The 23,334-nt window shown below is 68.5% G+C and carries 19 protein-coding genes; 11 read left to right on the top strand and 8 right to left on the bottom strand.

All coding sequences use genetic code 11. The annotated features are described in order from the left end of the window. Positions 1-61 precede the first annotated feature (61 nt). Entirely contained in the window at positions 62-424 is a 363-nt protein-coding gene (locus JOD67_RS29535; RefSeq protein ID WP_205120973.1) for an SRPBCC family protein, read from the bottom strand. A gap of 10 nt (positions 425-434) precedes the next feature. Continuing rightward, positions 435-1,049, bottom strand: a complete 615-nt coding sequence (locus tag JOD67_RS29530; RefSeq protein WP_205120972.1) for a class I SAM-dependent methyltransferase — start codon at positions 1,047-1,049, stop codon at positions 435-437. 146 nt (positions 1,050-1,195) lie between these two features. Here JOD67_RS29530 and JOD67_RS29525 point away from each other — a divergent pair, with 146 nt between their 5' ends. The 3 genes from JOD67_RS29525 (at position 1,196) to JOD67_RS29515 (ending at position 4,989) form a co-directional block, all read left to right on the top strand. Next, the gene (locus JOD67_RS29525) at positions 1,196-2,269 is read left to right on the top strand and encodes an ABC transporter substrate-binding protein (protein ID WP_205120971.1); all 1,074 of its coding nucleotides are present in this window, start codon (positions 1,196-1,198) and stop codon (positions 2,267-2,269) included. Between the two features lie 201 nt (positions 2,270-2,470). Next, positions 2,471-2,827 (top strand): hypothetical protein, encoded by a 357-nt coding sequence (locus tag JOD67_RS29520; RefSeq protein WP_205120970.1) that lies wholly within the window; start codon positions 2,471-2,473, stop codon positions 2,825-2,827. Next, a complete protein-coding gene (locus tag JOD67_RS29515; RefSeq protein ID WP_205120969.1) occupies positions 2,824-4,989 on the top strand; it encodes a carbon starvation CstA family protein in 2,166 nt (721 codons plus the stop codon). The genes JOD67_RS29520 and JOD67_RS29515 overlap by 4 nt, the downstream gene beginning before the upstream one ends. Positions 4,990-5,015: 26 nt before the next feature. On the opposite strand, the gene JOD67_RS29510 is transcribed toward JOD67_RS29515, so the two are convergent. From JOD67_RS29510 to JOD67_RS29500, 3 genes are read right to left on the bottom strand one after another with little or no spacing between them, the layout of a single operon-like run. After that, positions 5,016-6,581, bottom strand: a complete 1,566-nt coding sequence (locus JOD67_RS29510) for a multicopper oxidase family protein (RefSeq protein ID WP_205120968.1) — start codon at positions 6,579-6,581, stop codon at positions 5,016-5,018. Beyond that, positions 6,578-7,048: a hypothetical protein gene (locus JOD67_RS29505; RefSeq protein WP_205120967.1), complete on the bottom strand. Its 471-nt coding sequence runs from the start codon at positions 7,046-7,048 to the stop codon at positions 6,578-6,580. Before JOD67_RS29505 ends, JOD67_RS29510 begins: the two co-directional genes overlap by 4 nt. Continuing rightward, a complete protein-coding gene (locus JOD67_RS29500) occupies positions 7,045-7,530 on the bottom strand; it encodes a hypothetical protein (RefSeq protein ID WP_205120966.1) in 486 nt (161 codons plus the stop codon). Before JOD67_RS29500 ends, JOD67_RS29505 begins: the two co-directional genes overlap by 4 nt. Positions 7,531-7,698: 168 nt before the next feature. Here JOD67_RS29500 and JOD67_RS42145 point away from each other — a divergent pair, with 168 nt between their 5' ends. Both JOD67_RS42145 and JOD67_RS29490 read left to right on the top strand, forming a co-directional pair. Continuing rightward, positions 7,699-9,741 carry a sensor histidine kinase gene (locus JOD67_RS42145; protein ID WP_205120965.1) on the top strand — a complete coding sequence of 681 codons (2,043 nt, stop codon included), beginning with the start codon at positions 7,699-7,701 and terminating at the stop codon, positions 9,739-9,741. Further along, entirely contained in the window at positions 9,738-10,415 is a 678-nt protein-coding gene (locus tag JOD67_RS29490) for a response regulator transcription factor (protein WP_205120964.1), read from the top strand. The genes JOD67_RS42145 and JOD67_RS29490 overlap by 4 nt, the downstream gene beginning before the upstream one ends. Here JOD67_RS29490 and JOD67_RS29485 read toward each other — a convergent pair. Together JOD67_RS29485 and JOD67_RS29480 are read right to left on the bottom strand one after the other, a co-directional pair. After that, positions 10,372-11,202 carry a cytochrome c biogenesis CcdA family protein gene (locus JOD67_RS29485; RefSeq protein WP_205120963.1) on the bottom strand — a complete coding sequence of 277 codons (831 nt, stop codon included), beginning with the start codon at positions 11,200-11,202 and terminating at the stop codon, positions 10,372-10,374. The two genes, JOD67_RS29490 and JOD67_RS29485, sit on opposite strands and share 44 nt — an antisense overlap. 160 nt (positions 11,203-11,362) lie before the next feature. Continuing rightward, on the bottom strand, positions 11,363-11,962 hold the full coding sequence (locus JOD67_RS29480) for a TlpA family protein disulfide reductase (RefSeq protein ID WP_205120962.1): 600 nt from the start codon (positions 11,960-11,962) through the stop codon (positions 11,363-11,365). Between the two features lie 170 nt (positions 11,963-12,132). On the opposite strand from JOD67_RS29480, the gene JOD67_RS29475 reads away from it, so the two are divergent. Then, the gene (locus tag JOD67_RS29475) at positions 12,133-14,142 is read left to right on the top strand and encodes a GH39 family glycosyl hydrolase (RefSeq protein WP_205120961.1); all 2,010 of its coding nucleotides are present in this window, start codon (positions 12,133-12,135) and stop codon (positions 14,140-14,142) included. A 311-nt stretch (positions 14,143-14,453) separates the two neighbouring features. On the opposite strand, the gene JOD67_RS29470 is transcribed toward JOD67_RS29475, so the two are convergent. Beyond that, positions 14,454-15,134, bottom strand: a complete 681-nt coding sequence (locus tag JOD67_RS29470; protein ID WP_205120960.1) for a CTP synthase C-terminal region-related (seleno)protein — start codon at positions 15,132-15,134, stop codon at positions 14,454-14,456. A 410-nt stretch (positions 15,135-15,544) separates the two neighbouring features. Here JOD67_RS29470 and JOD67_RS29465 point away from each other — a divergent pair, with 410 nt between their 5' ends. The 5 genes from JOD67_RS29465 to JOD67_RS29445 all read left to right on the top strand — a co-directional run bounded on the left by JOD67_RS29465 (position 15,545) and on the right by JOD67_RS29445 (position 23,289). After that, the gene (locus tag JOD67_RS29465; RefSeq protein ID WP_205120959.1) at positions 15,545-15,877 is read left to right on the top strand and encodes a hypothetical protein; all 333 of its coding nucleotides are present in this window, start codon (positions 15,545-15,547) and stop codon (positions 15,875-15,877) included. Positions 15,878-16,078: 201 nt separating this feature from the next. Beyond that, on the top strand, positions 16,079-18,568 hold the full coding sequence (gene leuS, locus JOD67_RS29460; RefSeq protein ID WP_205120958.1) for a leucine--tRNA ligase: 2,490 nt from the start codon (positions 16,079-16,081) through the stop codon (positions 18,566-18,568). A gap of 181 nt (positions 18,569-18,749) precedes the next feature. Beyond that, the gene (locus JOD67_RS29455; RefSeq protein WP_205120957.1) at positions 18,750-20,900 is read left to right on the top strand and encodes a class I tRNA ligase family protein; all 2,151 of its coding nucleotides are present in this window, start codon (positions 18,750-18,752) and stop codon (positions 20,898-20,900) included. 366 nt (positions 20,901-21,266) lie between these two features. After that, a complete protein-coding gene (locus JOD67_RS29450) occupies positions 21,267-21,995 on the top strand; it encodes an IclR family transcriptional regulator (RefSeq protein ID WP_205120956.1) in 729 nt (242 codons plus the stop codon). 13 nt (positions 21,996-22,008) lie between these two features. After that, positions 22,009-23,289 carry a GAF domain-containing protein gene (locus JOD67_RS29445; protein ID WP_504970680.1) on the top strand — a complete coding sequence of 427 codons (1,281 nt, stop codon included), beginning with the start codon at positions 22,009-22,011 and terminating at the stop codon, positions 23,287-23,289. The last annotated feature ends 45 nt before the right edge of the window (positions 23,290-23,334 follow it).

The following is a 23,334-nucleotide window of genomic DNA, read 5'->3' as shown; positions in this document are numbered from 1 at the left end:
GCTCCCAATATCTCCCCGTCAAGCGGCGGCGTCCAGCGGTTGTCCGGATCCGGCGTTGCGTCTACTGCCCGAACGAATACCGCAGGTCCGCGTTGATCAGGTGGTTGAGCCGGTAGCGCAGCCGGCCCAGCACTGCGTCCGACGGCGCTTCCTCGTCGGGCGTCAGCAACGTCCAGCGCAGGTCGGTGCCGGTGCCGGCCGGGGCGAGCTCGAACTCGATCCGGTCGTGTGGGCGGTCTGGCCAGAGCGACGACCAGACGACGCGGTGTGGTTCCTCCGCCACGAGGATCGTGGGCTCGAGCTCGCCGTCGGCGAGGTCCAGCCAGGGGCGGCCGCCCTCGCGTCGGGGCTCGGTCAGCGCCTCGAAGACCACACCCGGTGGCGCGGGCTGCGGGCGCCTGCGGCTGCCGAGCTCGAGTGCCATTCGTCCATCTTCACCCACGTACGCGCCGGACCAGAAGCGCATTGTCGGTCCGATGAACGTGCTCGCCGTGCGGGTTGCGCTGGGTCCGTTCCTGCTCGCCGCTCAGCAGCGTCTCCCACTCGTCGTCCCGGAGGTCCAGGCTCGCGTGCACCTCTTCCGGCGTCGGCAACACCTGCTTGTTCTCGGGCTCCCACGGCGGCGGCCCGGCGTGCCCGACGATGAGCAGCAGTCCGCTGGGCGCGACCGCGGCGGCTGCCGTACGCAGGATCTGCTCGCGCGGGAAGAACTCCTGCGGCGAGTGCAGGAACTGGACGGACACCAGGTCGAACTCGCCGTCCGGGAACGAGACAGTCAGGTCGTGGTGCTGCCAGTCCACGACGACCCCCGCGTCGACCGCGTGCTTGGCGGCACGTTCCAGCGCGACCGTGGAGATGTCGGTCGCGATGACCTGCCATCCCTGTCGCGCCAGCCAGATCGCGTCCGCGCCCTCACCGCAGCCGAGGTCGAGCGCCCGACCGGGCTCGAGCGAGGTCGCCTCGCGGACCAGGATCTCGTTCGGGTTGCCGCTCCACAGCTGGTGCTGCTCGGCGTAGCGGCCGTTCCAGTACTGCTCGTCGTCGGTCATGCTTCGCACTGTCCGCGAGGTACACCAATTCCGGCAAGCAAAGTTGCCGGAACAGCAACTCACTCGCCGCCGACGCCCCGTGATCATGTACGTGATCATGAAGGCAGACTGGCGCATACGACCACTACGCCTTCATGATCACGGACATGATCACGCCACCAGCGCCAAGCGGAGCGGTGAAGATCGGGGCGATCGTTCCGCTCACCGAGCCGGGCTGGGTCGAGGCGGGCCGGCACCTGCTCGCCGGACTCGAGCTGGGCGTACGCGAGGTCAACGACAACGGCGGGATCGACGGGCGACCGCTCGAGCTGGTCGTCCGGGACACCGCGGCCGACCCGCGGAAGGCCGAGGCGGCCGTCGGGGAGCTCCACAGCCTGGGCGTCAGCGCCCTGGCGGGGGAGTATCACAGCGTCGTCGCCCGCGCCGCCGCGGCGAAGGCGGACGCGCTCGGCCTGCCGTACCTCTGCTCGTCGGCGGTCCTCGACGCGCTCACCGACGAGCCCACCGACTGGGTCGCACGCATCGCCCCGGCGCAGTCCCGCGGCTGGCGGATCTACGCCGACTTCCTGCTCAGCAAGGGCCATACCCGAATCGCCGTCGCCTCCCAGCCGAGTATCTACTGGACGGCCGGGACTCGCATCCTGCGCGACCACCTCGCCCAGAGCGGCGGCACCGTCATCGAGCTCGACGTCAACATGCTCGGCCCCGAAGGGGTGTGCGACGAGGTCGTCGCACAGCGCACGACGGCCCTCCTCCTGCTGGTCGGCATCCCGGAACCGGCGGTGTCGATCGTCAAGGCGGTACGCCGGGACGAACGCCTCGCCGAGCTCCGGCTGGGCGCCCCGGCCGGCCAACCGGAGCTCGCCAGCTGGGCGGCGCTGCTGGGCGACGACGGGTCGGCGATCCCGTTCCTCCGTTATCTCCCCGAGCAGCTCGGCCGCCTCGGCGAACGCGTCAAGACGGAGCTCCAGGAAAGACTGACCGAAGCGCCCTCGTTCGTCGCCTTCGAGGGCTACGACACGATCGCTGTCCTCGCCGACCTCCTGGGCTCGGGCGCCGGCGCGAGCTGGTCGCGGGTCGCGGTCGAAGGCACCCGCGGGCAGATCCGGTTCACCCGTACGCCGGGCATCGGCGTCTGGCAGTGGGCCTGGCCGCCCATCCAGGTCGTCGACCGCGACCCGGCCGACCTCGGCCGATTCCGGATCCTGCACGCCGGCTGACCGAGCCGCTCGTCGCGCCCGGGCATGCCGTTCGGCGGTCCGGGGCTTGACGACATGACGCCGCCTCCCCAACGTGGCACTGACACGTGGGTAACATCCCGTCGGCATACGGGCCAAAACGGGTAGTGGATCAGGGCCGTCTAACGAGGGAGGCACACTCGTGGTCTGCTCGGAACGCATCAACAGGGGCGGTACGTCGCCGTGATCACGCTGACCGCGGGGGCGCGGGAGGCGCTCCGGCCGGACGAAGTGGTGCTGATCGACTGGCATGTCACCGGCCTTTGCTGTGCGGACGCGGGAGAGTTCTCGGTGCGTCCGCTCCGTACGTCACGGCTGCCACGCACGATGCGACCGGTTCCGGCCGCACCCGAGGGCTCCGTGTACGTCCATCCCACCGCGTGGTCGCACCTCGCCCAGCACGACGTCGAGGTCGACTGCCGCATGTTCGGTCCGTGGCGCCGGTTCGTCACCGACCTGCCGCCGGACGCGGGGCTTCGCGCCTGCATGGGACGCCTACAGACCGATTCCACGAGTTCATCCCACGGAGGAGCGTCATGAATCGACCGCGCCCGAGTACTCGCTCGATCGTCATCTGGTCGGGCGTCGCGGTGATCGGTGCGGTGGCCTGGGGCGTCCTCGCGCTCTCGCGCGGGGAGGACGTCAACGCCGCCTGGTTGGTGATAGCGGCACTCGGCTCGTACGCGATCGCCTACCGCTTCTACGCGAAGGTCATCGTCAAGCACGTCCTGCGGGTGGACGACAAACGCGCGACGCCGGCCGAACGGCTGAACAACGGCATCGACTACCACCCGACCGATCGGCGGGTGCTGTTCGGCCACCACTTCGCCGCGATCGCCGGTGCCGGACCACTCGTCGGCCCCGTTCTCGCCGCGCAGATGGGCTATCTGCCGGGCACGATCTGGATCATCTTCGGCGTCATCTTCGCCGGCGCGGTGCAGGACATGGTGATCCTGTTCTTCTCGATGCGCCGCGACGGCAAGAGCCTTGGCCAGATGGCGCGTCAGGAGATCGGCCCGATCGGTGGCGTCGCCGCTCTCGTCGCCGTGATGGTCATCATGATCATCCTGCTCGCCGTGCTCGGCATCGTCGTGGTGAACGCGCTCGCGCAGTCGCCGTGGGGCACGTTCTCGCTCGCGATGACGATCCCGATCGCGTTGTTCATGGGCGCGTACATGAGGTGGTGGCGCCCCGGCAAGGTGATCGAGACGACCATCATCGGTGTCGCCCTGCTGATGCTCGCGATCGTCTCCGGCGGCTGGGTGGCGAACTCCGGGCTCGCGGACATGTTCACGTTGAGCCCGCAGGCGTTGACGATCAGCCTGATCATCTACGGCTTCGTCGCCGCGGTCCTGCCGGTGTGGCTGCTGCTCGCGCCGCGGGACTACCTGTCCACGTTCATGAAGATCGGCGCGATCATCCTGCTCGCGGCGGGTGTGATCTTCACACTGCCGTCGATGAAGTTGCCCGCGTTCACCGAGTTCGCGTTCAACGGTCAGGGCCCGGTGTTCGCCGGTTCGCTGTTCCCGTTCGTGTTCATCACGATCGCGTGCGGCGCGTTGTCCGGCTTCCACTCGCTGATCTCGTCCGGCACGACTCCGAAGATGATCCAGAAGGAGTCGCAGGTCCGCATGGTCGGGTACGGCGGCATGCTGATGGAGTCGTTCGTCGCGATCATGGCGCTTGCCGCGGCCTGCATTCTCGAGCCGGGCTTGTACTTCGCGATGAACTCACCTGCTGGACTGCTCGGTCCGACCGTCCAGACGGCGTCTGAGTTCGTGACCGGGTTGGGCTTCTCGATCACACCGGACGCCCTGACCGCGGCCGCCGCGGCGGTGGAGGAACAGACGCTGGTCGCCCGTACGGGTGGCGCCCCGACGCTCGCGGTCGGCATGTCGGAGATCTTCTCCGGTCTCTTAGGCGGAACGGCGTTGAAGGCGTTCTGGTACCACTTCGCGATCATGTTCGAGGCACTGTTCATCCTCACCACGGTGGACGCCGGCACACGGGTCGGCCGGTTCATGCTGCAGGACACGTTGGGCAACATCTGGAAGCCGCTGGCGCGCGTGAGCTGGTGGCCCGGACTGGCCGCGACGAGCGCCGTGGTGGTCGGTGGGTGGGGCTACTTCCTGTGGGTCGGCGTGAACGACCCGCTCGGCGGCATCAACCAGCTGTTCCCACTGTTCGGCATCGCCAACCAGCTGTTGGCAGCCGTCGCGCTGACGGTCGCGACGACGCTGATCATCAAGAGCGGGCGGGTGAAATGGGCGTGGGTCACACTCGTCCCGTTGGCCTGGGACGCCGCGGTGACGTTGACCGCGAGCTGGCAGAAGGTGTTCTCCTCCGACCCGAAGCTGGGCTTCCTCGCCCAGCGTGAGCGGTACGCGGACGCCCTGGCGCAGAACCAGGTACTCGCCCCGGCGAAGACCATCGAGGACATGCAGCAGGTGGTGCTCAACTCGACCGTGAACGCCACGCTGTCCGCGCTGTTCGCCGTACTGATCATCATCGTGATCGCCGACGCGATCCGGGTCTGGATCCAGGCGATCAACCGAGACGGGCCGCTGCCCAGCAGCGAGGTACCGTTCGTGGAGTCGAAGCTGGTCGCCCCGTCCGGCCTGATCCCCACCCGTGCGGAACGCCGCCAGCTCGCGGGCGTCGGCGGTGGAGACCAGGACGGAACGCCGGATCCCAAGAAGTAGTGGGTGGCGCGGCCTTCCAGCTCAGCTCAGCTGGTCTGGAAGGTCGCCATCATCGCCATGTCCTCGTGCTCGAGGTTGTGGCAGTGCATCAGGTACGGGCCGAGGTAGTCGGTGAAGCGCACCAACACCTCGACGTACTCGCTCGGTCGTACGTCCACGGTGTCCTTCCAGCCGACGTCGTAGGGACCGGGGTCGTGCCCGCCGCGGGCGAGGACCTGGAACGGGTCGAGGTGGACGTGCACGGGGTGGTGCAGGTCGGACCCGAACCGCCAGATCTCGATGTCGCCGAGCTTCGGAGCGGCGTCGATCCGCTGGGGGTCGTACGTCGCGCTGTTGATCGTCCAGCCGTTGTGGTCGCCGCTGTGCGCGACGAGTTCGCCACGGTTGAAGAACCAGTCCCGCGTGCGCACCGCCTTCGCCGGGTCGAGCCGCTCGATCCGGCTCAGCTGCGCCGGCACGTTCGAGTCATCGGCCGCCTTGCGGGCAACGACGAACCGCATCACCCGTGAGGTCGACGGGCTCTCGCCGAGCTGGTTCGCCAACGTCACCGTGGTGCCGACGGGCAGCTGGGAGAAGTCGACGACCACGTCGAAGCGTTCGCCGGACGCGATGTCAAGCCGCTCTTGCGTCACCGGCCGTTCCAGCAGTCCGCCGTCGGAGCCGATCTGCGTGAACGGGACACTGTCGCCGGACGAGGACTCCAGCGCTAGCCGGAAGCGGCGCGCGTTCGAGGCGTTCAGCAGCCGGAACCGGTACCGCGCCGCGTCCACCTCGAGCACCGGCCACGGAGCGCCGTTCACGAGCACGACGTCACCCAGCACGCCTTCCATGTACGCAGGAAGCACGCCGCGTTCCAGCTTCAGCGTCGAGTCGACACTCGGGTACAGGAACGTTCCGTCCTCGTCGAACGACCGGTCCACGATCATCAACGGGACATCGCGTTCGCCCTCGGGCAACGGCAGGGCCGCCTCGTCGTCGTCGCGGACGAGCTGGAAGCCGGCCAGGCCGCGATAGACCTGCGGCGCGGTGAAGTCCATCCGGTGGTCGTGGTACCACAGCGTCGCCGCCCGCTGCTTGCTCGGATAGTCGTACTCGCGTTCGCCGGTCGTCACCTTGCCGACCATGCCGTGCGAGAACGTCTGGGCGTTGGTCACTCCCTCGGGGAGCAACAGGTCGATCGCGTGCCCGTCGTGCTCGGCCGGCGTGTGCCCGCCGTGCAGATGCACGGCGGTCGGAACCGGCAGCTCGTTGCGGTGCCGTACGACGATCCGGCGACCGGACCGCGACTCGATCGTCGGACCGGGGAACGTGCCGTCGTACCCGAAGATCTTCGTCTTCAGCCCCGGCAGGATCTCCACGCTGGCTTCGCGTTGCACCAGCTCGTAGTAGTCCGTGGTCGCGTCCGTCCGGACCGGGCGCTTCACCGCGGGGATCGGCAGGGGGACCGTGAACGGGCTGGGCAGTCTCGCCGTGCTTCGCAGCACCTCCCCGGTCTGACCGACCAGCCCGTCCGGACGCCAGGCGGCCACACCGAGCATGGCCGCTCCAGCACCCCCGACCACACCGAGGAAACCTCGTCTCGACAGCTTCATGAGCGACGCTTCTTTCGTGCCTTCGGAACCCGCGCGACCTTGGCCCGGGCGCCGAACGTCCAATAAGTGAAGAACAACTGGGCCATCAGCAGGAGAATCCCGAACGGGACATGGAAGGCGACCAGTCGCTCGTACCCGAGTCCCTTCTGCGTCTCCTCGAGCAGCGCGAGTCCCAGGCTGAACCAGATCGGCCACAGCTTGCCGCCACCGCCAGCCGCGTACACGATCGCGACGATGAGCTGGGCGGCAACCATGAGCGTGACGATCTGCGCGTTCAGCTCGTGCAGCCCGAGCGCGTCGAAGTCGCCGTTGAGGTAGATCCCGGCGAGGACGGGCTGCAGGAAGAACACCAGCAGGTGCAGTACGGCGACGATCCGCAGCGCTACGAGGCTCTTGCGTGGCGTTCGTACGCGGCGCGGCGCTTCGGGCTCGGCCGCCGGCTCTTCGGTCAACAGTTTGTCGGTCATGACACTGCCGCTTTCTCGTCCATGGTCGCGGGTCGGAAGAAGCGTCGGGCGGAGCCGAGCAGGATGGCCGCGGCGATCGCGAAGAAGATCGGGCCGGAGACCATGGGCGGTGGCGGCGCCGTACCCGGAGCGAGGTCGACGACGAACCCCATCGCCGCCACACTCGCGCTCCACAGCGGGAGCAGCCACAGCGTCCACCAGGCCCAGCGCTGGCCATCGCGGTAGGCCGTGACGATGATCGCCAGCAGCAGCAGGGCGAGCGTGAGGATGCTGATCCCGCCCCAGCGAACGGTGACGTCGGCAACCTCGTACGCGTCCGCGCTCTCGGCTCGCAGCTGGACCAGCGTCTTGCCGGTGAGGCCGTACGAGATCGCCGGATCCGCCTCGAGTCCGCGAGGGACGTCCCACGCGCCGAACATCACCAGGACCCCCGCCAGGACCGCGAGCACGATCCACCCCCGGCGCTCCAGGAACCCGAGCATCGCCTTTCCTCCCCCTTGCGGCCCGCCTTCCGGGCTCGTACCACCAGACTCCCCGCCGGGAGGGTCCGGCAGAAGCTGGCTGCCCGCACGGCCCAATGGAGGCTGGCCTCCATAGCAACGGGGGCCAACTCCCTTCGCCGGGTGCCCGAAGGGGCCGACAATGGGGTGGTGACGGGACCGAACAGGCAGCAGCAGATCGCGATGTGGACGTTCGCGGTCGTGGCGGGGCTGTCGTTCGTCGTCGGCGCGTACATCGCGATCGCGCTGGAGACCGTCGACGGGCACGACCCCGGCATGAGCCTGGTCTGGCTGCTCGCCGGCCCGTTCCCGTTCTACGTCATCGGACTGGCCGCGTACTGGCGGGCGCCGACCTATCCGATCTCGGGGCTGCTGCTCGGTCTGGGCGGGATGTTCGGACTGCAGACGGTGATCGAGTACGGCGTGAAGGCGGCAGCGGTGGTAGATGCCCCCGCTGGCCTTCTGGTGGCCGGTGTCTGGGCCTGCGGGGTGACGGGGATGATCGCCATGATCTTCCTCGTCCGCGTCCTGGCGTTGTTGCCCGACGGTCGATACCGCTATGGGTATGAGCGCGTGATCCTGACCGCCGCGTGGGTGGTCCCGCTCGTCGCGGTGCTGATTCTCTTCGCGGGGCCGACCGCGTACGTCGACCATGCTCCGTACTTCGAGGCGTTCCCGCGGGTGCCGACCTCGCTGCCGACGATCGAGTGGCTCGCCATCCCGGTCACGGTCGCCTACCAGTACTACTGGGCGATCGTGTTCGTGGGGATCGGGCTGTTCGTGGCACGCGCGATCCGGATGGAGCCCAAGGAACGCCGGATGTTGCGAGCCGTCTTCGTCGTGCTGATCCTGATCGCGATCGAGCTCGTCGCTCTGGTGCTCGGCTATCTGTGGTTCGCGCAGCCGGCACCGGCGACGCAGCTGTTGACCGGCTTCTTCGGCATGCTCCCGTTCGTCGCGATCCTCGCCGCGGTCGTCGTGGCGGGCGTCCAGTCGCGGAACCTGCCGGTCGGTGTGGTCATCCGGCGCTCGCTCGTGTTCGGGCTCGTCTGGATCCTGATCGCCGGCGCGTACGTCGCCGCGGCGTCGGTGCTCGGTCTGGCCGCGACCGCGCGGCTGCCGATCGGGATCGCCGTGGTCGCGACCGTGGCGGCCACCGTGCTGCTCGAGCCGATCCGGCGATGGGTGAACCGGCTGGCGGAGCGGCGGGTTTTCGGGAGGCGGCTGAGCGGGTACGAACTGCTGGTCCGCCTCGGCGGCACGCTCGAGCACGCGTTCCAGCCGCGGGAGCTGGCCGACGAGCTCGCCGGTGGGCTGCGCGACGGGCTCGGGCTGTCGTGGGCGCAAGTCTCCGTTGACGGATACGTCGGATCGGCCGGCACGGTGTCGGGCGACGCCGAGGTCGAGCGTCCGCTGCGGCACGGAGATCTTTCTCTGGGGGAGATCCGCTGCGGACCGAAGCTGGGTGGAGCGTTCGTTTCACACGACCTGGAGCTGGTCGAGACGTTGGCGCGTCAAGCGGCGCTTGCGTTGCACAACGCCCGGCAGGCGGCCGAGCTGGAGGCGTCGCGGACCCGGATCGTGCAGGCTCAGGACGCCGAGCGCCGCCGGATCGAACGGGACCTGCACGACGGCGTGCAGCAGGAAGTGGTCGCGCTGGTGGCGAAGCTCGGGATGGCACGTTCGGCACTGAACCGCGACGCTGCGCGGGCCGGCGACCTGCTGGACGAGGTGCGCGGCGAGGCGTTGCGGATCGTCGAGGACCTGCGCGAGCTCGCGCACGGCATCCACCCGTCGGTGTTGAGCGACGAGGGGCTGGTGGCGGCGGTGGAGTCGACCGCGCGGCGCATGCCCATCCCGGTGGCGGTGTCCGCGGCCAGCATCCGTGCGGCGCGGTTCCCCGACGAGGTGGAGGAGTCGGCGTACTACTTCGTGTCCGAGTCGCTGACGAACGTGCTCAAGCACGCGCGCGCCTCGCGGGTGGCGATCGACCTGACCGCGTCGAACGGGTCGCTGGTCGTCGAGGTGCGGGACAACGGGTCGGGACTCCCGGCTGAGGTGCGCGCGGGAGCGGGCCTGACGGCGATGCGGGACCGGATCGAGGCGGTGGGCGGTACGGTGCAGGTCGGCAACGACAACGGTGGCGGCGCGGCGATTCGAGCTGTTTTGCCTTCTGGGGCGGGAGATTCATGAAGGTCGTGATCGCCGAGGACCACTACCTCGTACGCGAGGGGACGCGGCGGATCCTGGAGGACTCCGGCGAGGTGTCGGTGATCGCGGCGGTGGGTACGGCCGTCGAGCTGCTCGACGCGGTGTCGCGGCTGAGTCCGGACGCGGTGATCACCGACATCCGGATGCCGCCGGGGCACCACACCGAGGGCATCGCGGCGGCGCACGAGATCCAGACGCGCTTTCCCTCGGTGGGCGTGGTCGTGCTGTCGCAGCACGCGAACGAGCAGTACGCGTTCGCGTTGTTCTCGCACGGGACCGCTGGATTGGCGTACCTGTTGAAGGAACGCGTGGGAGACGTCGACGAGCTGCTGCGTGCGCTGCGGGAGGTCGTGGCGGGGCGGTCGGTGATCGACCCGCGGATCGTCGAGGTGCTGGTGCGGAGCCACACCCGCGCGTCGGAGTCGCCGCTGGCCTCGTTGACCGCGCGCGAGCTGGACGTGCTGGGGGAGATGGCGCAGGGGAAGAACAACCGGGCGATCGCCGAGGCGTTGTCGTTGTCGGAGTCGACGGTGGAGAAGCACGTGAACGCCGTGTTCGCGAAGTTGGCGTTGGGGACGGAGGACTCGTTGCACCGCCGAGTGGCGGCGGTGCTCACGTTCCTTCGGCACGCTCCTTCTGGCGGCGCCTCCTTGTAAGGACGGCGGCTGCGGCGACGACTGCCACGAGCGCGACGGCGATCGTCGGGGCTCCGATGCGTTCGAGGGCGTTGGCCAACGTACGTTGGAGATCGTCGACCGTGTCGATGATCGGATCGCGGGTGGCGCCGCGGAGCTCGTACCGGCCGTAGTACGCGACGTACGCGCCGACCGCGACCATGAGGGCGCCGGCGAGCCTCGGGATCAGCCGTCCCGCGTTCCGGAGCTTGCTGACGATGCCTTGCCGGGCGAGCGCGACCGACACCGCCGCGACGCCGACGGTGATGCCCATCCCGGCCGCGTAGGCGAGGTAGAGCGCGACGCCTTCGAGGGGGTCGTTGGCGCGGAAGCTGCCGACCACGATCGCGAGGAACGGGCCGATCGTGCAGCCGATCGAGGCGACGGCGTACGAGGCGCCGAACGCGACCATCGAGGCAGGGGATCTCGTGATCGGGCCCTTGCCGGTGGGGAGCTTGATCGTGGGGAGCGCGCGGCCGGCGAGGAGCCAGCCGCCGCAGCCGGCGAGGGCGAAGCCGAGCACGATCGTGAACCAGGGCAGGTGTTGCTGGATGCTTCCGGCGAGCGGGGCGACGACGAGGCCGAAGATGCCGAAGACCGCGGCGAACCCCACCGTCATCGCGGCGGTGAGCTTGATCGCGTTCCGTACCTCGTGGCCCTTGCCGTCGTCCCTGTCGTCGAGAACGAGGAAGCCGAGGTACGCGGGCAGGAGCGCGAAGCCGCACGGGTTGACGGCCGCCAGCATGCCGGCGGCGAGAGCGACGAGCATCTCACCTCGATCTTTCGTCCGGGGGGTTGGTTCGACCGGTCCGGCCCGGGGCCAATGATCATGTTTACATGATCATTGGCCGCTTTACGCCGGGTAGACGCCAGGTAGAGGGGTCACTGGCCACGTGAGGCGACCATGTGCCGCCCAACCCATCACGAGGCTAGGACTTCGCGAGCTCGGCGACGCGGTCCTCGAGCTCGTCGTGGTCGAGGCGACCGCGGAACACCTCGTTGCCGTTCTTGTCGAGAAGGACCCAGCTGGCTTGGGAGGTGACGTCGAACCGCTTCCAGATCTCACCCTTCTCGTCGGCCAGATGCGTGACCGCACCCACTTCGCCGTCGTCGACGAACTCGCGCATCGCGTCCTCCTCGCCGAGCCCGCCGACGCCGAGGAGGTTGACCGCCTTGCTGTGCTTGGACGCGAGCTCCTTGACCGTCGGCGCTTCGTCGCGGCAGATGTGACACCAGGGCGCCCAGAACCACAGCGCGGTGGGCTTCCCCGCCAGCTTCGCGCCGTCGTACGCCTCGCCGTCGAGCGTGGTGCCGGTGAACTTCAACGCGGCCGGAACGGTGACGACGACCTTCATCTTCTCGGCCGGCGTGGGACTCGCGGCGTTCGTCGGCACCTTGGGCGTCGTGGTGGCTGCGCGCGTCGTGGTCGCGGCCTCGGACGGTGCTGCCTGCGGAGTCCCCGTCGCCGCGCCGCAGCCAGCGACTCCCAGCAGCGCGGCGACCGCCGCTGCCCCCATGCCACGCCTCATGTTCGCGATCCCTTTCGTCTGGATGGCCACACCCTAGGGGAGCGGGGCGTGCGACGACCCTTACGAACCCATGACAGGGCAGGTCAGGATCGTCCGAGTGATGGTCGGGATTGGACTAGTCGTTCATCGTTGAAGAAGTCAGGCTGTGAGCGCCGAAGGGGAGGCTCGCCATGCCGAACAGGTCGTGGATTCTCGTTCCTGTCTTGCTGATTGCCGGCACTCTGACCAGTACGTCGACGCCGGCCGTGGCCGCGGCGGAGGTCACCCGGCCGACGATTGCCGCGGACTTCAGTACCAGTGCCGGCACGTTCGACCATGCCAAGTACCTGAACGCGAACGAGGGTGGCTACCTCACCCACAACGCGCTGAACTGGTTGCCGGAGTCGTATCCGAAGTTCAAGCAGGCCGGGCTGCGGATGGTCGCGATCACCCATCTGCTCAACGAGAACTTCTACAACATCGTCCAAGGCACACCACCCAATCTGACGTACGACTTCAGCAAGCTCGACCGCGTGGTCCTCCCGCTCGTCGAGCAGGGCATGACCCCGTACATGGGCGTCGCGTTCACCCCCGAGGCACTCGGCGGCGCGGACAAGGCGACGGGGTACGACAACGCGATCCCGAACGACAACGCGCTGTGGGGACAGGTCGTGCAGGCGCTCGTCCAGCACTACAAGGATCTCGGCCACACCGGCTGGTACTGGGAGGTCTGGAACGAGCCCGACCTCGGCGGCTTCTGGGCCGGCACCCAGCCGCAGTACAACGCGATGTACGAGGCCACCGCCACGGGCGTGAAGAACGCCGACCCGACCGCGAAGGTCGGCGGTCCGACAACCACCCAGGGCGGCTGGTGGTTCTTCGACGGCTTCACCGCGTTCCTCAAGGACAAGCCGTCGGTCCCGCTCGACTTCGCGGCCGTGCACAGCTACGGCCCGGACCTGACATTCGCGCTCGTCGACGACGTCAAGACCCGCCTCGACGCCGCCGGCAGGACGAACGTCCCGATCTTCGTCTCCGAGTGGAACATCACCGCCCAGATGACCAGCGGCCCCGGCGCGCCCTCCGACACCAACCAGGGCGCCTCGTACGCGGTCCGCCGCATCGGCGACGCGATGGCGCGGCCGGCGTTGTCGAAGATCTTCTGGTTCTCGCCGAAGGAAGGGCTCCAACCGTCCTCGTTGTTCAACGGCGACCTCGGTCTGCTCACCGTCGACGGTCACAAGAAGGCGGCGTACAACGCGTTCGAGCTCACCAACCGGTTGCAGTCGACGTTGCTCCAGACGAGCGTCACCGGCCCGGGCACCCAGGACGGCGCGGTCGGGGCGATCGTCACCAAGGATCCCGCCAGCGGCAAGGTCGTCCTGCTGGCCTGGAACGACCAGGCCGCCGGCACCAAGCTCGACCTCAGCGTGAGCCATTTGCCCTACACCAGAAGGCAGAACGTCAAGGTCACGCAGTACCTCATCGACGCCACCCATGGCAACTACTACAAGGACTACGCCGAAGGACTCCGCGGCTACAGCGTCGGGCCGACCGAGAACGCCGACCCGGTCGACACCCGGATCGTCAAGGGCGCCAGCACGTTCGCCCGCAAGCTCACCGTCGAGCCGTACAGCGTCGTCGCGTTCGTCCTCGAGCGGACGAACGCGAGCCAGGTCGCTCAGCAGCCGAAGGCGAAGGTGACGCGCAACCTCGCCCAGGGCCGGCAGGTCGCCGCCAGCTCGGCCGTCCCATGGGGCTGGTCCCAGGCCGCGCTCGTCGACGGGCTGACGCACACGTTCACCAAGGTCGACAGCGGCGCGGTGAGCCACGGCTGGTCGAGCAACGGCCACGCCACCGCCGACGCGACCGAGTGGGCGTACGTCGACCTCCTGCAGCCGGCGAGGATCGACCGGGTCAAGCTGTTCCCGCGCGACGACAAGGAGTGCGAGGGGTACGGGTTCCCGATCGACTTCAGCCTCCAGGGGAGCAAGGACGCGATCTCCTGGAAGACGCTCGCGACGCGGACGAACTTCAACGACGGCAAGCCTCTCGCCGTGCCGGTGAGCGGCCAGACGTTCGACGTGTCGGGCAGCTACCGGTACGTCCGGGTGCACGCGACCAAGCTGCAGACCGCCTGCGCGGGCGACCCCACGCGGTACTTCCAGCTCGCCGAGCTCCAGGTGGAGAGCGACCGTTAGCCTCGGGATTTCAGGTGCTGGTGGGCGACTTCGACGTATGAATGACGGAGGTGCCTGTCCTGCTCGGGAGACTTGGGGTGGCGACGTCTCGGGTGAGCTGAGCGGGAAGGCACTCGGTGAGTGATGCGTGTCGTGGTCGCCTTACCCGGCCAGTAGCCGCTCTACCTGGCGTCCACCCCACGTAAAGCGGCGAATGATCATGTAAACATGATCATTGTCCCCGGGGCCGGGGGGCCAAGCGAACCCACCGCCGGCCCGGCGCGCCGACCGCGCCGACCGCGCCGACCGCGCCGACCGCGCCGACCGCAGGGTCAGCGCGCGGCGGTGAGGAAGGCGCCGACCAGGGGGTGTGGCCGCTCCGGCGTGCTCGACGCCTGCGGGACGAACAGCGTGCCCACGAAGAACCGCAACGCGGGGAGCTCGACGATCCGCACCTCTCCGTCCTTGTCGACGCCGCTCACGACCAGGCCGGCGGCGCGCAGCGGCTCGAGGAAGGAAGGGTTGAGCCCGAAGTCGCAGTAGTAGCGCTCCGTGGCGGTGCTCGTCTCGTACGCGGCACCAGCCCTGGTGTCCGCGTGCACCTCGACGTCGAGCCGCTGCCCCTGCAGCGAGCACGCGAGGGCGGTGACGAACAGCGTCGAGGCGTCCGGGTCGTACTCCGCGTGGCCCGCATCCTCGACCCCGAGCACGTTGCGCGCGAACTCGACGACGAGGTGCTGGAAGCCGCCGCAGGTCCCGAGCAACGGGACATCGTGCTCGCGGGCGTGCCGGATCGCGTCGAGCGCGCGGGTCATGCTCGCGTACGGGCTGCCCGGCGCCACCAGCAGACCGTCCATGCCGGCGAGCTCGGCATCGGTGAACGTGTCGGTGGGCAGCCAGGTGACGGTCGTGTCGAGGCCGAGCGCACGTCCGGTGTGCTCGAGGCCCTCGGTCGTCGCGACGTGGGTGGGGTTCGCTGCTCGGAAGTCGCCGACTACACCGATCTGGGGCATGACTCCAGCTTTCCAGAGCGCCGGACATGAAGCACCCCAGAAGGCATCCGGATCGACCACCTGTCGCATGCACGTCGATGCCAGTCCGTCCGCGCACGTCAGGGGGGTAGGCGAACGCGGGGCACAAGCATCGTGGAGCGGAGTGCCACGGGTCAGGGGCGTGGTTCCCGGCAAGCTCCCTGTGGTCGGGGTTCGGATGCCAACTGGGGTGGTGAACATCTTCACCGAATCGCCGGAGACGTTGGGCACTTTCTCCCTGTCGCATTCCTGCAATGGCGACATCACGACACCTCCTGCTCCGTACCGTGGTCGGGCTGTCACCAAGTGCTCGTCCGCAGGTCTGGAAAGCGCTCCGCCGGCACGGTTACGGTGTGCCCATCACGAGGGTTGCAACGTTGAAAGGGGCGGCAATGTCTGGATCTCCGCGCAAATGGGCTGCTTTGGCGGCGGCCACCGCACTGGCGGCTTCGGCGCTGATCGCGCTGACCACGGGGGCAGCGAACGCGAGCATCGGGTGCCTGGCCGAGCCGGCTGGCAACGACCCGGTGGCCGCGCACGCCACCGCCGACGGGGCCTCCGCGGTCGTCGGCAGCGTCACGCTCTCCAAGCCGGGCCGCGGCTGCACCGGTACGCCCGGCGCGGCCTACACCGAGTGCGGCGGCGGCACCGTCTGGTACCGCACGAGCGTGTCGGGAACGACCGGGTACGTCCCGGCGCGCTGCGTCTCGCTGACGTACTGGTAGGCGGCTGGTCGCGTACACACCGTGACCAGGGCGAAGCCACTCGTGCGCTAGTCTGTGAGCGTGCGAGTGGCTCTGCTCCTTCTTACCTGGCCGCGCTGACCGCAGCTTCACGTCAGCGTGGCGACCCCTCCTGAGTGAGGGGTTTCTTCATTGTTGGAGTATCTACTTGCCTTCCCGCCCGCGTACGGAGTGCAGACGAGCATGAGCGACACCGAACAGGCGTACGACTTCGCCGCCATCCAGAGCAAGTGGCTGCCCGTGTGGCAGCGGATGGACCCCTTCCGGGCCGAGTCGGAGGCGACCGACGACGGGGCCGCCGAGGACACCCGGCCGCGCCGGTACCAGCTCGACATGTTCCCGTACCCCTCCGGCGACCTGCACATGGGTCACGCCGAGGCCTACGCGTTCGGCGACCTGGTGTCGCGCTACCACTTCCAGAAGGGTGAGAACGTCCTGCACCCGATCGGGTGGGACTCGTTCGGCCTGCCCGCGGAGAATGCCGCGATCCGCCGCAACGCGCACCCGGCCGAGTGGACGTACGCGAACATCGACACCCAGGCCGACTCGTTCAAGCGGTACGGCGTCTCGTTCGACTGGTCGCGGCGGCTGCACACCAGCGACCCCGGCTACTACAAGTGGACGCAGTGGTTGTTCCTGCGCTTCTACGAGCGCGGCCTGGCGTACCGGAAGGCATCGTTCGTCAACTGGTGCCCTAAGGACCAGACCGTGCTGGCGAACGAGCAGGTCGTCGCCGGCAAGTGCGAGCGCTGCGGCAGCGACGTCACCAAGCGCGAGCTGACCCAGTGGTACTTCAAGATCACCGACTACGCGCAGCGGCTGCTGGACGACATGGGGCCGCTGGAGGGTCAGTGGCCCGAGCGCGTGCTGACCATGCAGCGCAACTGGATCGGGCGGTCCGAGGGCGCGTACGTCGACTTCGCGATCGAGGGTCGTACGGAGCCGGTGACCGTGTTCACGACGCGGCCGGACACGCTGTTCGGTGCGACGTTCTTCGTGGTCGCGCCGGAGGCGAAGCTCGCTTCGGAGATCGTGTCTGCTGAGCAACGCGCGGCGTTCGAGACGTACCTCGAGGAGGTCAAGCGGTCGACCGAGATCGAGCGGCTGTCGACCGAACGCGACAAGACCGGCGTCTTCCTCGGCGTGTACGCGATCAACCCGGTCAACGGCGAGCGGATCCCGGTGTACGCGGCGGACTACGTGCTCGCGGACTACGGGACCGGCGCGATCATGGCAGTGCCGGCGCAGGATCAGCGCGACTACGACTTCGCCAAGCAGTTCGGGCTGTCGATCGTCCGTACGGTCCAGCCACCCGCCGACTTCGACGGCGAGGCGTTCACCGGCGACGGTCCGGCGATCAACTCCGCGAACGCCGAGGTGTCGCTGGACGGGCTGGCGGTCGACGAGGCCAAGGCGCGGATCACCACGTGGCTGTCGTCGAAGGAGCTGGGCAAGGGCGCGGTGACGTTCCGGCTGCGCGACTGGCTGCTGTCGCGGCAGCGGTACTGGGGCTGCCCGATCCCGATCATCCACTGCGACGCGTGCGGTGAGGTGGCCGTCCCGGACGAGCAGCTGCCGGTCGAACTGCCCGACCTGCGCGGTGCGGACCTGCAGCCGAAGGGCGTGTCCCCGTTGGCTTCGGCGACGGACTGGGTGACGGTCGCGTGCCCGAAGTGCGGGGGAGAGGCGCGGCGCGACACCGACACGATGGACACGTTCGTCGACTCGTCGTGGTACTTCCTGCGCTACTGCTCGCCGAACTACGATGACGGTCCGTTCGACCCCGACGCCGTGCGCCGCTGGATGCCGATCGACCAGTACGTCGGCGGTGTCGAGCACGCGATCCTGCACCTGCTGTACGCGCGGTTCTTCACCAAGGTGCTGCACGACATGGGCGCGGTCGACTTCATCGAGCCGTTCACGTCGCTGCTGAACCAGGGGCAGGTCGTCAACCAGGGCAAGGCGATGAGCAAGTCGCTGGGCAATGGAGTGGACCTGGGGGAGCAGCTCGCGTCGTACGGTGTGGACGCGATCCGGCTGACGATGGTGTTCGCGGGGCCGCCCGAGGACGACATCGACTGGGCCGATGTGTCGCCGGCGGGGTCGTTGAAGTTCCTGCAGCGGGCTTGGCGGTTGGCGAACGACGTCTCTTCCGCTGTGGGGGTTTCGCCCGCGGAGGGGGACGCGGCGCTGCGGAAGGTGACGCACCGGACCGTGCAGCAGTTCACGGAACTGTTGGAGTCGTACAAGTTCAACGTCGGCATCGCTCGGCTGATGGAGCTGGTGAACGCGATCCGCAAGGCCGTCGACTCTGGTGTGGGCGGTGGCGATCCTTCTGTGCGTGAAGCGGTCGAGAAGCTCTCGGTGATGCTGTCGGTGGTGGCGCCGTACACCGCGGAGGACATGTGGGAGCGGCTCGGCCACGAGCCGACGGTGTCGCTGGCGGGGTGGCCTTCGTTCGACCCTTCTTTGGCGGCCGCCGAGTCGGTGACCTGCGTGGTGCAGGTGGCGGGCAAGGTGCGGGACAAGTTCGACGTGTCGCCGGACATCTCCGAGGACGCGCTGCGCGAGCTCGCGCTGGCCTCGGAGAAGGTGCTGGCGTCGCTGGACGGCCGCGAGATCCGCAAGGTGATCGTGCGCGCCCCGAAGCTCGTCAACATCGTCCCCGGCTGACCCGCCGCCGAGCGGTGGCACGGAAGTCGCGTGGACGAGCCCCTCGAAGCATGAGTATTCTTCGACCCATGCGGTACGGCCTCCTCCTTAGCCAGCCGCGCTGACCCTCAGCGGGTGCCTCGAGCACCGCGTCGGCGCGGCTATCCGTCACGCCGACAGACATCGCTGAGGAGCCCCGATCATGGAGACCCCCCATCGCTATACCGGCGCGCTGGCCGGCGACATCGAGGCGCGCTGGCAGCAGTACTGGGACGAGCGCCACACGTTCTATGCCGAACGAGACGACAGCAAGCCCAAGTTCTACCTGCTGGACCAGTTCCCCGGCCCCTCCGGCGCGCTGCACGTCGGCCATCCGGTGGGGTACGTCGCGACCGACGTCTTCGGGCGATACCGCAGGATGCTGGGCGAGAATGTCCTGCACGCGTTGGGATTCGACGCGTTCGGCCTGCCCGCCGAGCAGTACGCCGTCCAGACCGGCCAGCACCCGCGCGTCACGACCGAACGCAACATGGACACGATCCGCAGGCAGCTGCACCGCCTGGGCATGGCGCACGACCCCAGACGCGGCGTCGCCACCACGGACACGAGCTACTACCGCTGGACCCAGTGGATCTTCCTGCAGCTGTTCAACTCCTGGTACGACGACGAGCAACAAAGAGCACGTCCGATCCCAGAGCTGCAAGCCGCGTTCGCCATGGACCAAAGGAGAACGCCGACCGGACGCGGTTGGTGCGAGCTGACCCAGGCCGAGCAACGCAAGGCCGTCGACGCGCACCGGCTGGCGTATCTGTCGGAGGAGATCGTCAACTGGTGCCCCGGTCTGGGCACCGTTCTGGCCAACGAGGAAGTCACCGAGGAGGGCCGCAGCGAACGCGGCAACTTCCCGGTCTTCCAACGCACCATGCGCCAGTGGGTGCTGCGCATCACCGCGTACAAGGACCGCCTGCTGAAGGACCTGGACGAGCTGGACTGGCCCGACGCGCTGAAATCCCAACAGCGGCAGTGGATTCCGAACATGCACGACTGGCTGTTCAGCCGCCAGCGCTACTGGGGTGAGCCGTTCCCCATCGTGTACGACGAGTACGGTCCGATCGCGCTGCCCGAGCACCTGCTGCCGCTGGAGCTGCCCGACACCGACGACTTCACGCCCACCACGTACGACCCCGACGACGCCGACTCCGAGCCGCGGGCGCCGCTGTCGCGACTGACCGACTGGACCACGGTCACGCTCGACCTGGGCAACGGCCAACGCGAGTACCGCCGCGAGACCAACACGATGCCGCAGTGGGCGGGGTCGTGCTGGTACGAGCTGCGCTACCTGGACCCGGACAACGACGAGGTCTTCGTCGACCCGGCGCTGGAGAAGTACTGGATGGGCGGCGACCCCGGCGGCGTCGACCTGTACGTCGGCGGCGGTGAGCACGCCGTCCTGCACCTGCTGTACGCGAGGTTCTGGCAAAAGGTCCTGTACGACCTGGGCCACGTGTCGAGCCGCGAGCCGTTCCGCCGGTTCACTGTCGTCGGCTACATCCAGGCCTACAGCTACACCGACGAGCGCGGCGTCAACGTTCCGGCAGACGAAGTGGTCGAACGCGACGGAACCTACTGGTACGCGGACAAACCGGTGACCCGTTCCCTGGGCAAGATGGGCAAGAGCCTGCGCAACATGGTGCTGCCGGACGACATCGCCGACGAGTACGGCGCGGACACGTTCCGCGTGTACGTGATGTCGACCGGGCCGATCGGTACGGCCCGCCCCTGGGACTCACGGGCGATCGGCGGGGCGCAGCGCTTCCTGCAACGCGTCTGGCGGCTGGTCGTCGATGAGCAGACCGGCGGGATCACAGTCACCGACGACAAGCCAGACGACGCGACGAATCGTCAACTCCACAAGACGATCGACGCCGTACGCAGCGACCTGGACGAGCTGGGAGTCAACACCGCGATCGCCCGGCTGATGGAGCTGACGACGCATCTGACCGGGCTGGAACGCAAGCCACGCGAGGCCGTCGAAGCGCTTGTCCTGATGCTGGCGCCGTTCGCCCCGCACCTGGCCGAGGAGCTCTGGAGCCGGCTGGGACATGCGGAATCCGTTGCGTACCAGCCTTATCCGCAAGCGGATCCGGGTTTCTTGACCGTCGACACCGTGATCTGCGTGGTGCAAATCGATGGCAAGGTGCGGGATCGGGTGAACGTCCCGCCGGACATCGACGCCGCCGCTTTGGAAGCGCTTGCACGAACGTCGGAACGCGTCGTGTCCGCCATCGGCGACCGCGTCGTACGCCGTGCCGTCGTCAAACCGCCGACGCTGGTTAACCTCGTGGTTGGATAGACCTCCGTTTCGACAGTCGAAATGTCATTTGGGCCGACACTTTGTCTATGCCTTGACCGGGATGCGTCATCCCGTCGAGAATGCCTGACGCTCGTAGAAGGCCCGTTTCAGTGAGTGAAATGGACCGGTCGGTTCGAACAATGCCAGTCTGCGGGGGGCTGGCATCTGATCGAGCGGCCTCCGACCGGCGAGCGCTTGGTTCCACGCAGCCTTGCTGTGTCGTTGTTGCGCTGCCCGAGGGGGTGCAGTGACCTTCGGCAGAGCGTTCGCGTGGTGCCGTTCGCCGGTCGGGCGGGCAACCTTCAGCTCCCGGGGGAACGGACAAGCAACGTGGACGTGTCGAGTCCGACGTACACCATTCGAGCGGTGGATCGTGTCGTCGACATCTTGGACGCGCTGCAGCAGTCGCCGCGCGGACTGAGCCTCGGGGCGATCGCGTCCGCGGCCGGGCTGCCGAAGAGCTCGGCGTTCCGCTACCTGTCCACGTTGGAGGCGCGCGGGTACGTCGCGCGCGATGCCGCCGGCGACACGTACCGGCTCGGACGCGCGCTCGGCCAACTCCGGCCGCGCGAGCTCGCGCGGCTCTCGGTCGTCGCCCGCCCGCATCTGGAAGGGCTCGCCGAACGTTTCCAGGAGACCGTGAATCTCGGCGTCCTCGACGTCAACCGGATCTCCTATCTCGAGGTGGCCGAAAGCCCCCGCGCGGTCCGGTTCGTCGCGCGCCCCGGTGCCCGTGACCGGATTCACTCGTCCGCTCTCGGCAAGGCGGTCGCGTCACGGTTGCGCGAAGAGGAGGTACGCCGCATCCTGCGAGTCGAGGGAATGCCGGCGTGCACTACCGCGACGATCACCGACGTCGAGCTCTACCTGGAGGAGCTCGGCGACGTACGGGCTCGCGGGTACTCTCTCGACCGAGGAGAGAACGAGGACGGAGGCGAATGCGTCGGGGTGGTCCTGCCGGGCAGCTCGACGCCGGCCGCGATCAGTCTGGCCGCGCCCGCCGGCCGGCTCGACCCGATGACGATCAAGGACGCGGTCACCGCGCTCCGCGGCGCCGCGCACGCGATCGTCACGGAGGCCGCGATCGACGCTTGACAAGGGAGCGGCGATGACGGGTTCGTCGGCGGCACTGCCAAATGGGGTCGACCCTGCGCGAGCCTCCCGGTTCACGTCGCTGGCACATGAGGCTTTTCTCACCACCGGACGACCGGACCATCACGTTCGCCCACTGGTGTTGGAATCCTGGCGTCGTTCGTCGTCGGCGGGAGTCGACCCGGACCGCCCGGTGGCACCCGTGCAACTCCTCGACGACGAGCTCGAGGCGTACCGCGACCAGCATCCGCTCGCCGGTGCGATGCCGGTGCTGCGCAACCTTCTCGTGTCCGACGCCGCCGACAACGGCTTCGTCGTCGCGGTCTTCGACACGTTGGGCCGCGCGCTCTGGGTCGAGGGCAACCGCCGGTTGCGCAGCCGGGCCGCGGAGATGCACTTCGTCGAAGGCGCCAACTGGAGCGAGGAGTTCGCGGGTACGAACGCGCCGGGCCTGGTGCTCGCCACGAAGCAGTCGGCACAGGTCTTCGCCTCGGAGCACTTCAGCCGTTCGGTCCAGCCGTGGAGCTGTACGGCGGCACCCATCGTCGACCCGGAGAGCGAGGAGCTGCTCGGCGTCCTCGACGTGTCCGGCGGTGGTGACATCGCGACGCCTCGGGTGTTGACGTTGGTACGGACGGCCGCCGCGGCAGCCGAGTCCGAGCTGCGGCTGCAACAGATCGACGGCATCCGCCGCAAGCGACGGCTGGAGGTGCTGCCGGGTGGACGGCTGGACGTTCTCGGTGCCGCCCAGGCCCGGCTCAACTGGGCTGGACGGCAGCTGCGGCTGTCCGTACGGCACGCGGAGCTGCTGCTGTTGCTGGCGCTGCATCCGGAGGGCATGACAGCCGACCAGCTCGCGGTCGGCCTGCACGAGCGCGACCGTCCGCCGGTGACGATCCGCGCCGAGATCACCCGGCTGCGCCGGATCGTGACGGAGCCCGCGATCCTCTCGCGGCCGTACCGTCTGGCGGAACCGTTGGACACCGACGTCGCCGAGCTCCGCCGGCTGCTCGCGCGGGGTGCTCATCGGCAGGCGCTCGCGCTCTACACCGGTTCGGTGCTGCCGCGATCGGACGCTCCGGCCATCGTGGCATTACGGCATGAAATAAGGCGCCGGCTCCGCAATGCCCTGCTCACACACGCGACCGTGGACGTGTTGCTGAGCTACGCGCAGAGTCCGGACGGGCTGAACGACACGGTGGTGTGGCAGGCCTGCCTCGACCGGTTGCGGTACGGGTCGCCGCGGCGGACGCAGGTGCGTACCCACCTGGACCGCCTGCGGGAGTCCTCACGCTGAGTGGCAGTCGTCGCTTACCGCAACCGTGCAACGTGTGTGCAACGT

The sequence above is a fragment of the Tenggerimyces flavus genome (genome assembly GCF_016907715.1).
In the GTDB taxonomy this organism is placed as follows: domain Bacteria; phylum Actinomycetota; class Actinomycetes; order Propionibacteriales; family Actinopolymorphaceae; genus Tenggerimyces; species Tenggerimyces flavus.
This window is presented reverse-complemented; position numbering and strand designations above follow the sequence as displayed.

Excerpts from the sequence above, each read along its gene's own strand:
- JOD67_RS29505 (WP_205120967.1), bottom strand. The coding sequence starts at position 7,048 with ATGACCGACAAACTGTTGACCGAAGAGCCGGCGGCCGAGCCCGAAGCG.
- JOD67_RS29530 (WP_205120972.1), bottom strand. The coding sequence starts at position 1,049 with ATGACCGACGACGAGCAGTACTGGAACGGCCGCTACGCCGAGCAGCAC.
- JOD67_RS29455 (WP_205120957.1), top strand. The coding sequence starts at position 18,750 with ATGGAGACCCCCCATCGCTATACCGGCGCGCTGGCCGGCGACATCGAG.
- JOD67_RS29470 (WP_205120960.1), bottom strand. The coding sequence starts at position 15,134 with ATGCCCCAGATCGGTGTAGTCGGCGACTTCCGAGCAGCGAACCCCACC.
- JOD67_RS29515 (WP_205120969.1), top strand. The coding sequence starts at position 2,824 with ATGAATCGACCGCGCCCGAGTACTCGCTCGATCGTCATCTGGTCGGGC.
- JOD67_RS29485 (WP_205120963.1), bottom strand. The coding sequence starts at position 11,202 with ATGCTCGTCGCTCTCGCCGCCGGCATGCTGGCGGCCGTCAACCCGTGC.
- JOD67_RS29525 (WP_205120971.1), top strand. The coding sequence starts at position 1,196 with ATGATCACGCCACCAGCGCCAAGCGGAGCGGTGAAGATCGGGGCGATC.
- JOD67_RS29465 (WP_205120959.1), top strand. The coding sequence starts at position 15,545 with ATGTCTGGATCTCCGCGCAAATGGGCTGCTTTGGCGGCGGCCACCGCA.
- leuS (WP_205120958.1), top strand. The coding sequence starts at position 16,079 with ATGAGCGACACCGAACAGGCGTACGACTTCGCCGCCATCCAGAGCAAG.
- JOD67_RS29510 (WP_205120968.1), bottom strand. The coding sequence starts at position 6,581 with ATGAAGCTGTCGAGACGAGGTTTCCTCGGTGTGGTCGGGGGTGCTGGA.
- JOD67_RS29445 (WP_504970680.1), top strand. The coding sequence starts at position 22,009 with ATGACGGGTTCGTCGGCGGCACTGCCAAATGGGGTCGACCCTGCGCGA.
- JOD67_RS29475 (WP_205120961.1), top strand. The coding sequence starts at position 12,133 with ATGCCGAACAGGTCGTGGATTCTCGTTCCTGTCTTGCTGATTGCCGGC.
- JOD67_RS29480 (WP_205120962.1), bottom strand. The coding sequence starts at position 11,962 with ATGAGGCGTGGCATGGGGGCAGCGGCGGTCGCCGCGCTGCTGGGAGTC.
- JOD67_RS29535 (WP_205120973.1), bottom strand. The coding sequence starts at position 424 with ATGGCACTCGAGCTCGGCAGCCGCAGGCGCCCGCAGCCCGCGCCACCG.
- JOD67_RS29490 (WP_205120964.1), top strand. The coding sequence starts at position 9,738 with ATGAAGGTCGTGATCGCCGAGGACCACTACCTCGTACGCGAGGGGACG.
- JOD67_RS29500 (WP_205120966.1), bottom strand. The coding sequence starts at position 7,530 with ATGCTCGGGTTCCTGGAGCGCCGGGGGTGGATCGTGCTCGCGGTCCTG.